Here is an 8,861-nt window from a genome sequence, read left to right as displayed (position 1 = left end):
GGGGTAGACGAAGCGGTCTGGAAAGGCCCGCCAGAGAAGGTGACAGCCCTGTAGTCGAAACTTCGTTCCCTCCCGAGTGGCTCCTGAGTACGGCGGGACACGGGGAATCCCGTCGGAAGCAGGGAGGACCATCTCCCAAGGCTAAATACTCCCTAGTGACCGATAGTGAACCAGTACCGTGAGGGAAAGGTGAAAAGCACCCCGGAAGGGGAGTGAAAGAGAACCTGAAACCGTGTGCCTACAAGTAGTCAGAGCCCGTTAATGGGTGATGGCGTGCCTTTTGTAGAATGAACCGGCGAGTTACGATGGCGTGCGAGGTTAAGTCGAAAAGACGGAGCCGCAGCGAAAGCGAGTCTGAATAGGGCGTATAGTACGTCGTCGTAGACCCGAAACCAGGTGATCTACCCATGTCCAGGGTGAAGGTAGGGTAACACCTACTGGAGGCCCGAACCCACGCACGTTGAAAAGTGCGGGGATGAGGTGTGGGTAGGGGTGAAATGCCAATCGAACCTGGAGATAGCTGGTTCTCCCCGAAATAGCTTTAGGGCTAGCCTCAAGGGAAGAGTCTTGGAGGTAGAGCACTGATTGAGCTAGGGCCCTCATCGGGTTACCGAACTCAGTCAAACTCCGAATGCCAACGACTTATCCTTGGGAGTCAGACTACGAGTGATAAGATCCGTGGTCGAGAGGGAAACAGCCCAGATCACCAGCTAAGGTCCCAAAGTGCACGTTAAGTGGAAAAGGATGTGGAGTTGCCCAGACAACCAGGATGTTGGCTTAGAAGCAGCCATCATTTAAAGAGTGCGTAATAGCTCACTGGTCGAGTGACTCTGCGCCGAAAATGTACCGGGGCTAAACGTGCCACCGAAGCTGTGGGATGACCGTTGGTCATCGGTAGGGGAGCGTTCTAAGTGCACCGAAGCGAGACCGGAAGGACTCGTGGAGCGCTTAGAAGTGAGAATGCCGGTGTGAGTAGCGAAAACAGAGGTGAGAATCCTCTGCACCGAAAGCCTAAGGGTTCCTGAGGAAGGTTCGTCCGCTCAGGGTTAGTCGGGACCTAAGCCGAGGCCGAAAGGCGTAGGTGATGGGCAACAGGTAGAGATTCCTGTACCACCTCCTCACCGTTTGAGCGATGGGGGGACGCAGGAAGGTAGGGCGAGCAGGCTGCTGGAATAGCCTGTCCAAGCGGTTAGGCTGCCAGATAGGCAAATCCGTCTGGCGCAAAGGCTGAGCCGTGATGGCGAAGGGACCATCGGTCCCGAAGTCCCCGATCCTACACTGCCAAGAAAAGCCTCTAGCGAGGTGAGAGGTGCCCGTACCGCAAACCGACACAGGTAGGCGAGGAGAGAATCCTAAGGTGCGCGGGAGAACTCTCGTTAAGGAACTCGGCAAAATGACCCCGTAACTTCGGGAGAAGGGGTGCTCTCTTGGGTGATGAGCCCGAGGGAGCCGCAGTGAAAAGGCCCAAGCGACTGTTTATCAAAAACACAGGTCTCTGCGAAGCCGAAAGGCGAAGTATAGGGGCTGACACCTGCCCGGTGCTGGAAGGTTAAGGGGAGCGCTTAGCGAAAGCGAAGGTGCGAACCGAAGCCCCAGTAAACGGCGGCCGTAACTATAACGGTCCTAAGGTAGCGAAATTCCTTGTCGGGTAAGTTCCGACCCGCACGAAAGGTGTAACGACTTGGGCACTGTCTCAACGAGAGACCCGGTGAAATCATACTACCTGTGAAGATGCAGGTTACCCGCGACAGGACGGAAAGACCCCGTGGAGCTTTACTGCAGCCTGATATGGAATTTTGGTATCGCTTGTACAGGATAGGTGGGAGCCTGGGAAGCCGGAGCGCCAGCTTCGGTGGAGGCGCCGGTGGGATACCACCCTGGCGGTATTGAAATTCTAACCCGCACCCCTTATCGGGGTGGGAGACAGTGTCAGGTGGGCAGTTTGACTGGGGCGGTCGCCTCCCAAAAGGTAACGGAGGCGCCCAAAGGTTCCCTCAGAATGGTTGGAAATCATTCGGAGAGTGCAAAGGCACAAGGGAGCTTGACTGCGAGACGGACAGGTCGAGCAGGGACGAAAGTCGGGCTTAGTGATCCGGTGGTTCCGTATGGAAGGGTCATCGCTCAACGGATAAAAGCTACCCCGGGGATAACAGGCTGATCTCCCCAAGAGTCCACATCGACGGGGAGGTTTGGCACCTCGATGTCGGCTCATCGCATCCTGGGGCTGTAGTCGGTCCCAAGGGTTGGGCTGTTCGCCCATTAAAGCGGTACGCGAGCTGGGTTCAGAACGTCGTGAGACAGTTCGGTCCCTATCCGTCGCGGGCGCAGGAAATTTGAGAGGAGCTGTCCTTAGTACGAGAGGACCGGGATGGACGCACCGCTGGTGTACCAGTTGTCCCGCCAGGGGCACCGCTGGGTAGCTATGTGCGGAAGGGATAAGCGCTGAAAGCATCTAAGCGTGAAGCCCCCCTCAAGATGAGATTTCCCATCGCGTCAAGCGAGTAAGATCCCTCGAAGATGACGAGGTCGATAGGTCCGAGGTGGAAGCGTGGCGACACGTGGAGCTGACGGATACTAATCGATCGAGGACTTAACCACGAAAAGCGGAGGCGAGCGGTTCGCCGCGAAGGGCAAATGTTCTTCGCCTGGAGGGATGCTTGCATCCCGAAGGCAAAGGTTATTTGACCCCGAGCGGCGGCGAGCCGGAGCTAGACAGCGCGAAAAGCGGAGGCGCTTGGCTTCTTCCAAGCAGACGGTTATCTAGTTTTGAAGGAATGAAAACCTCTTGACAATGAGTATAGTTCCATTATAATAAAACTTGTCCATTACTTGCCTAGTGACTATAGCGGAGAGGAAACACCCGTTCCCATCCCGAACACGGAAGTTAAGCTCTCCAGCGCCGATGGTAGTTGGGGCCAGCGCCCCTGCAAGAGTAGGTCGTCGCTAGGCAAGTTTATAAGGGAGGATTAGCTCAGCTGGGAGAGCACTTGCCTTACAAGCAAGGGGTCGGCGGTTCGATCCCGTCATCCTCCACCACGGTTGTATATAGAAACATCAAGCGATGCCTCGACATATTGAATATCCATGAATCATCTGCCATAGGAAATACAGCAAGGTTTACATAAATTTGTTTATATAACTGATTCGGCTCGGTAGCTCAGTCGGTAGAGACAAGCATAAGCATCGATGGATTCGCTCCGAGTTGCCTCGACGCATCCAGCATCTCCGAAGTTGCTGGTAGAGGAAGAGGCAGAAGAATTCCTATTTATATGTTGAAATTGTAAAATTAGGGCTCGGTAGCTCAGTCGGTAGAGCAAAGGACTGAAAATCCTTGTGTCGGCGGTTCGATTCCGTCCCGAGCCACCACCTACTTCTTCTCATGTGCCGGCTTATCTCAATTGGTAGAGACGAGCCTAAGCTTCTGTGAATTTGCTTCGAGTTGTCCCGACGCATCCACTTCTATGAATAAACTGGCAGGGGAAGGGATACAAAAAACTAAGAGTATATGTCAACTGCTTATGCCGGCTTAGCTCAATTGGTAGAGCAACTGACTTGTAATCAGTAGGTTGCGGGTTCAAGTCCTGCAGCCGGCACTGCTACAACAATGCGCGACCCATTAACTCAGCAGGGAAGCGACGAGCTAAACATCCATGAATTCGCTCCAAAGTTGCCTCGACGCATCTAACATCATTGAATAAGCTAGAAGAGGAAGGGACAACGAAAATACGGAGTGTTTTGATTCATCGCACGAGCCATTAGCTCAGTAGGTAGAGCATCTGACTTTTAATCAGAGGGTCGGAGGTTCGAGTCCTCCATGGCTCACCACCTTGCGGGTGTGGCGGAATTGGCAGACGCACCAGACTTAGGATCTGGCGCCTCACGGCGTGGGGGTTCAAGTCCCTCCACCCGCATGCATAAGTGTACGCGGAAGTAGTTCAGTGGTAGAACACCACCTTGCCAAGGTGGGGGTCGCGGGTTCGAACCCCGTCTTCCGCTCCACCATTCGCCGGGGTGGCGGAATTGGCAGACGCACAGGACTTAAAATCCTGGGGTAGGTAACTACCGTGCCGGTTCGAGTCCGGCCCTCGGCACGTGCGCTCGTAGCTCAATTGGATAGAGCATCTGACTACGGATCAGAAGGTTAGGGGTTCGAATCCTCTCGAGCGCGCCATAGCGGGAAGTAGCTCAGCTTGGTAGAGCACATGGTTTGGGACCATGGGGTCGCAGGTTCGAATCCTGTCTTCCCGATTTTGGTCATATGGGGCCTTAGCTCAGCTGGGAGAGCGCCTGCTTTGCACGCAGGAGGTCATCGGTTCGATCCCGATAGGCTCCACCATCTGGTTTAAATGATTTGTAATTCATGGCGGCGTAGCTCAGCTGGCTAGAGCGTACGGTTCATACCCGTGAGGTCGGGGGTTCGATCCCCTCCGCCGCCATTGTAATGGACCTTTAGCTCAGCTGGTTAGAGCAGACGGCTCATAACCGTCCGGTCGTAGGTTCGAGTCCTACAAGGTCCACCATATTTTCAATTTGCTGGAGGAGTACCCAAGTCTGGCTGAAGGGGTCGGTCTTGAAAACCGAGAGGCGCCGCAAGGCGCGCGGGGGTTCGAATCCCTCCTCCTCCGCCATAGAGTTTGTCAATTATTCCTTTTTATCGTCGCGGGGTGGAGCAGTCCGGTAGCTCGTCGGGCTCATAACCCGAAGGTCGCAGGTTCAAATCCTGCCCCCGCAATCTGTATAGGTCCCGTAGTGTAGTGGTTAACATGCCTGCCTGTCACGCAGGAGATCGCGGGTTCGAGTCCCGTCGGGACCGCCATTCCTAAAAATTAAGCAACGAAATAATTGAAGTATAGACAAATTCCCTATGTCGGTGGTTTAGCTCAATTGGTAGAGACGAGCCTAAGCTTCTGTGAATTTGCTTCGAGTTGTCCCGACGCATCCAACATCATTGAATGGGCTAGAAGAGGAAGGGACACAAAAACTAATCATGTATGTCATACTTCTCGTGCCGGCTTAGCTCAATTGGTAGAGCAACTGACTTGTAATCAGTAGGTTGCGGGTTCAAGTCCTGCAGCCGGCACCAGACTAGATTGTGGCGACTATGGCGAAGTGGTTAACGCACCAGATTGTGGCTCTGGCATGCGTGGGTTCGATTCCCACTAGTCGCCCCATGCTATGCGGGTGTAGTTTAGTGGTAAAACCTCAGCCTTCCAAGCTGATGTCGTGGGTTCGATTCCCATCACCCGCTTCTTGGGCCTATAGCTCAGCTGGTTAGAGCGCACGCCTGATAAGCGTGAGGTCGGTGGTTCAAGTCCACTTAGGCCCACCATTATTGCATTTTATCTTATCATGAGTTAAACTATAATTAGACTGACTTTATCTTGCAATTGTTTCTCGACGAGGAATACATCAATAAATCCATTTCAAATTGCTTCAACGCATCTAGCTTCCTGAGACGGCTGGTAGAGGAAGAGGCAGTAAGCATACCGAAAGACGGCTTTTTATTAGGTTTTATTGTTCCGCAATAGCTCAGCGGTAGAGCAACCGGCTGTTAACCGGTAGGTCGTAGGTTCGAATCCTACTTGCGGAGCCATACGGAGAAGTACCCAAGTGGCTGAAGGGGACGGTTTGCTAAACCGTTAGGTCGCAGTTTTGCGGCGCGCGGGTTCAAATCCCGCCTTCTCCGCCATTGAATATGGCCCGTTGGTCAAGTGGTTAAGACACCGCCCTTTCACGGCGGTAACACGGGTTCGAATCCCGTACGGGTCATCAAGAGCACCGGAATAACTGGTGCTTTTCTTCTTTTATGCACAAAAAATATTGATAACAGAGAAAAACGAAATTTGTCGAATTTTGCGTTTTATCGTTGCAATATCATATATTGTCTGCTATAATTAATACTGTTAGTTCCATTTGGCAAGAAAAAAAGCATAAGCTGTACGCAATGGGATTTATTATCATTACTCGCTTCATTGTCAATAACGGTTATGGGGACAACGCAGTGTTTCGTTTCTAGGAAGAACGAGGCATTGCGTTTTTATTTTTTATGTTAATAATTGAAACGCTGCCTCTCCTCCATGAATTTGGAAAAACATGTTTTTCATTGATTCCAATATTTTTTCACACTGTTCTCGTTGCATGGAAGGCAGTAAATAGACAATTTGTATGGCGTTTTTGGTTTCTTTGGTGACAGCAGTTCGCTTGGAATCGACAATTGGACTGCCGAAAGGTCCATGCATATCTTTCGACACAAGCTTTTGGGCAAAATTAACGGTACGCCCGTTGATTGCCATATATTCGTCTTGTTCGGTTCCGATATCAATCGTAATCGGTTCCTCCAGTTTATCGAGATCATAAATACCGATTGGAATTTTATAATACAGTGAAAAGAAATTATTGACGTCAGCTGCGGAATGAATCGTTGAGATAAAACTTTTCTTCTGAATCCGCCGGTACAAACTCTCAGAGGAAGGGCGGTATCTGCTTGGATCTGTTCCTATGGTTTTAAAGATTTTGCGCCATTCTGCCAGTTCAGGAATATCGGCAATGGCAGTTTCCTGAAGGTCAAAGTAAATCGATTCTTGAAATAATTGGAGTCTTCCTTTTAGCATTTGCGGAGAATCGTCGACAACGATATGATGATAAAGGATAATTCCTAATTTAAATGAAGGGATCATTTGTTTAAGAGCGTCGGCAACAATCGCTTCCATGTATTTCTCACCTCGGATTTTTTCTTTCATTGTAACATATATTGCGAAATTTGAGGAAAAGAGGGATTGCGATGGATGTGATGGCACTTAAACAGGAAATTATTGAATATAGCAAAACAATCGGAATTGATAAAATTGGCTTTGCCAGCGCGGATCCGTTTGTGGAGCTAAAGGAGCGATTACGTCGGCAGCAGGAGTTAGGATATCAATCGGGGTTTGAAGAACCGGATATTGAAAAGAGAACAACCCCTTCCCTGCTTTTGCCGGAAGCAAAATCGATCATTGCGATTGCTTTAGCATACCCGTCGAAAATGAGAAACGCTCCCCGCGGTACGAAAACGGAACGAAGAGGGATTTTCTGCCGAGCGTCATGGGGCAAGGACTATCACGATATTTTGCGCGAGCGCCTGGAGAAATTAGAAGCGTTTATTTTGGAAAAAGTGCCGCAAGCCCGTGTCAAATCGATGGTAGATACTGGGGAGCTGGCGGACCGTGCTGTTGCCGAGCGCGCAGGAATCGGCTGGAGTGGTAAAAACTGCTCCATTATTACTCCTGAGTTTGGCTCTTTTGTTTATTTAGGAGAGATGATTACCAATATTCCATTTCCTCCCGATGAACCGATTGAGAGCCGCTGTGGTACGTGCACGAAGTGTATTGATGCCTGCCCAACAGGAGCGCTTGTGCAAGGTGGACAGTTAAATGCGCAGCGATGTATCTCATTGTTGACACAAACGAAAGGCTTTTTAGCCGATGAGTTTCGCGATAAAATCGGGAACCGCTTATATGGCTGTGATACGTGCCAAATGGTTTGTCCAGAAAATAAGGGGAAAGATTTTCACTTACACCCAGAGATGGAACCAGATCCGGAAGTGGCAAAGCCAAAACTGATTCCGCTTTTGCATATCAGCAACCGCGAATTTAAAGAGAAATTCGGCCCGGTGGCGGGATCGTGGCGCGGGAAAAAACCGATTCAGCGCAACGCCATTTTAGCTTTGGCACACTATAAGGATAAAACAGCGATCCCTCATTTGTTAAAGTTATTAAAAGAAGACAGCCGTCCAGTCATTCGCGGTACAGCGGCATGGGCGCTCGGAAAAATCGGTGATACAAGTGTAATTACGGATTTACAAAAAGCGAGCCAAACAGAAAAAGACCCGGAAGTTCTTGCTGAAATAGAAAAAGGCCTGCAATTGTTGCAAGCATCGAAAGAATAGGGAAAGTTTCGCTCTTTGCCACATAAGGTAGTAACAAAAAAGAAAGTGGGGAGCGACGTGAAAAAGCAACTGCAACATTTGCTGAAAACGCAGGCGCAACTATTTGTTTCTACCAGGGACGATATGATGGAGGAAGCGGTAGAGAGAAAAAGACGGCTGTGCGAAAAACGCGGGGCGGAAATAGTTCGTTGCACGATCCATTGCCAAGTTGTAGGCAAGCATGTAATGGAAAACGAAGCAAGGCTTTCTTATTGCGCTCATTATCAGTTTTTGATCAAGCATGGCCGTGAGATGTACGTCGAGGAGCAAATAGAGGAAAGACAGGCGTATTTTTTGGATGGAGAGTTAGTAAAAGATGAAAAGGTAGGCAAAACGGATGGGGAAATGGATTCCCCGCGTTTAGAACGCGAGATGCCAGTCGATGAGCGAATTTCCTATGAATATAATCGGGCAAAGGCGGTGCGTTATGCGGAAATATGGTGGAACAGCTATAATCCGGCGTTTCCGAAGTTTGATGTCGATTGCACTAATTTTGTATCACAATGTTTATATGCCGGCGGAGCGCCGATGACCGGATATCCGAACCGCGCTAAAGGATGGTGGTGCAAAAACAACAGTTGGAGCTATAGCTGGGCGGTGGCACATTCGTTCCGCTGGTATTTAAGCGGATCGCGCGTTGGATTGCAGACTGTGGAAGTATCATCGCCAGAACAATTGATGGCTGGGGATGTTATTTGTTATGATTTTCAAGGGAACGGCCGTTTTGACCATTCGACGATCGTCGTGGCAAAGGATAAAGATGGGATGCCGCTCGTAAACGCGCATACTACCAACAGCCGCATGCGTTACTGGTCGTACGAAGATTCTAGTGCGTACACGCCGAATATCCGTTATAAGTTTTTTCATATTATCGACCGAAAATAATGCTATCGTTTGG

At 50.2% G+C, this 8,861-nt stretch carries 4 protein-coding genes, 22 tRNA genes and 2 rRNA genes (1 of these 28 cut by a window edge); 27 read left to right on the top strand and 1 reads right to left on the bottom strand.

Annotated elements, in window-relative coordinates:
• From BV455_RS06155 to BV455_RS06040, 25 genes are all read left to right on the top strand, one after another.
• Nucleotides 1-2,598: ribosomal RNA gene (locus BV455_RS06155) — 23S ribosomal RNA — on the top strand; it begins 331 nt to the left of the window's first position.
• 59 nt (nucleotides 2,599-2,657) lie between these two features.
• Nucleotides 2,658-2,789, top strand: a complete 132-nt coding sequence (locus tag BV455_RS20660) for a hypothetical protein (protein ID WP_280638366.1) — start codon at nucleotides 2,658-2,660, stop codon at nucleotides 2,787-2,789.
• Between the two features lie 43 nt (nucleotides 2,790-2,832).
• Nucleotides 2,833-2,949, top strand: a 5S ribosomal RNA gene (gene rrf / locus BV455_RS06150).
• An 11-nt stretch (nucleotides 2,950-2,960) separates the two neighbouring features.
• Nucleotides 2,961-3,036, top strand: a tRNA-Val gene (locus BV455_RS06145).
• A gap of 254 nt (nucleotides 3,037-3,290) precedes the next feature.
• Nucleotides 3,291-3,366 (top strand) — tRNA-Phe (locus BV455_RS06140).
• 154 nt (nucleotides 3,367-3,520) lie between these two features.
• A tRNA-Thr gene (locus BV455_RS06135) sits at nucleotides 3,521-3,593 on the top strand.
• A 156-nt stretch (nucleotides 3,594-3,749) separates the two neighbouring features.
• Nucleotides 3,750-3,825 (top strand) — tRNA-Lys (locus BV455_RS06130).
• Nucleotides 3,826-3,829: 4 nt separating this feature from the next.
• Nucleotides 3,830-3,911, top strand: a tRNA-Leu gene (locus BV455_RS06125).
• A gap of 13 nt (nucleotides 3,912-3,924) precedes the next feature.
• A tRNA-Gly gene (locus BV455_RS06120) sits at nucleotides 3,925-3,999 on the top strand.
• Between the two features lie 6 nt (nucleotides 4,000-4,005).
• Nucleotides 4,006-4,091, top strand: a tRNA-Leu gene (locus tag BV455_RS06115).
• 3 nt (nucleotides 4,092-4,094) lie between these two features.
• A tRNA-Arg gene (locus tag BV455_RS06110) sits at nucleotides 4,095-4,171 on the top strand.
• A 3-nt stretch (nucleotides 4,172-4,174) separates the two neighbouring features.
• Nucleotides 4,175-4,248 (top strand) — tRNA-Pro (locus BV455_RS06105).
• A 12-nt stretch (nucleotides 4,249-4,260) separates the two neighbouring features.
• Nucleotides 4,261-4,336, top strand: a tRNA-Ala gene (locus tag BV455_RS06100).
• Between the two features lie 26 nt (nucleotides 4,337-4,362).
• A tRNA-Met gene (locus BV455_RS06095) sits at nucleotides 4,363-4,436 on the top strand.
• 7 nt (nucleotides 4,437-4,443) lie between these two features.
• Nucleotides 4,444-4,520 (top strand) — tRNA-Ile (locus tag BV455_RS06090).
• Nucleotides 4,521-4,535: 15 nt separating this feature from the next.
• Nucleotides 4,536-4,628, top strand: a tRNA-Ser gene (locus BV455_RS06085).
• A gap of 30 nt (nucleotides 4,629-4,658) precedes the next feature.
• Nucleotides 4,659-4,732 (top strand) — tRNA-Met (locus BV455_RS06080).
• Between the two features lie 8 nt (nucleotides 4,733-4,740).
• A tRNA-Asp gene (locus BV455_RS06075) sits at nucleotides 4,741-4,816 on the top strand.
• A gap of 191 nt (nucleotides 4,817-5,007) precedes the next feature.
• Nucleotides 5,008-5,083, top strand: a tRNA-Thr gene (locus BV455_RS06070).
• 12 nt (nucleotides 5,084-5,095) lie between these two features.
• Nucleotides 5,096-5,171, top strand: a tRNA-His gene (locus BV455_RS06065).
• Nucleotides 5,172-5,177: 6 nt separating this feature from the next.
• A tRNA-Gly gene (locus BV455_RS06060) sits at nucleotides 5,178-5,248 on the top strand.
• A gap of 4 nt (nucleotides 5,249-5,252) precedes the next feature.
• Nucleotides 5,253-5,329: transfer RNA gene (locus BV455_RS06055), tRNA-Ile, on the top strand.
• Between the two features lie 189 nt (nucleotides 5,330-5,518).
• Nucleotides 5,519-5,593: transfer RNA gene (locus BV455_RS06050), tRNA-Asn, on the top strand.
• Between the two features lie 3 nt (nucleotides 5,594-5,596).
• Nucleotides 5,597-5,689: transfer RNA gene (locus tag BV455_RS06045), tRNA-Ser, on the top strand.
• An 8-nt stretch (nucleotides 5,690-5,697) separates the two neighbouring features.
• Nucleotides 5,698-5,769, top strand: a tRNA-Glu gene (locus tag BV455_RS06040).
• Between the two features lie 275 nt (nucleotides 5,770-6,044).
• Here BV455_RS06040 and BV455_RS06035 read toward each other — a convergent pair.
• On the bottom strand, nucleotides 6,045-6,710 hold the full coding sequence (locus tag BV455_RS06035; RefSeq protein WP_042410917.1) for a B3/B4 domain-containing protein: 666 nt from the start codon (nucleotides 6,708-6,710) through the stop codon (nucleotides 6,045-6,047).
• A 71-nt stretch (nucleotides 6,711-6,781) separates the two neighbouring features.
• On the opposite strand from BV455_RS06035, the gene queG reads away from it, so the two are divergent.
• Both queG and BV455_RS06025 read left to right on the top strand, forming a co-directional pair.
• Nucleotides 6,782-7,924: a tRNA epoxyqueuosine(34) reductase QueG gene (queG, locus tag BV455_RS06030; protein ID WP_017436591.1), complete on the top strand. Its 1,143-nt coding sequence runs from the start codon at nucleotides 6,782-6,784 to the stop codon at nucleotides 7,922-7,924.
• Nucleotides 7,925-7,981: 57 nt separating this feature from the next.
• A complete protein-coding gene (locus tag BV455_RS06025) occupies nucleotides 7,982-8,848 on the top strand; it encodes an amidase domain-containing protein (protein ID WP_218687852.1) in 867 nt (288 codons plus the stop codon).
• Nucleotides 8,849-8,861 lie beyond the last annotated feature (13 nt).

Origin of the sequence: Parageobacillus caldoxylosilyticus, from assembly GCF_019272935.1 — a bacterium.
GTDB classification, from domain to species: domain Bacteria; phylum Bacillota; class Bacilli; order Bacillales; family Anoxybacillaceae; genus Saccharococcus; species Saccharococcus caldoxylosilyticus.
Note: the sequence above shows the minus strand (reverse complement) of the source record. Positions and strands in the feature narration are given on the sequence as shown.

Excerpts from the sequence above, each read along its gene's own strand:
- queG (WP_017436591.1), top strand. The coding sequence starts at position 6,782 with ATGGATGTGATGGCACTTAAACAGGAAATTATTGAATATAGCAAAACA.
- BV455_RS06035 (WP_042410917.1), bottom strand. The coding sequence starts at position 6,710 with ATGGAAGCGATTGTTGCCGACGCTCTTAAACAAATGATCCCTTCATTT.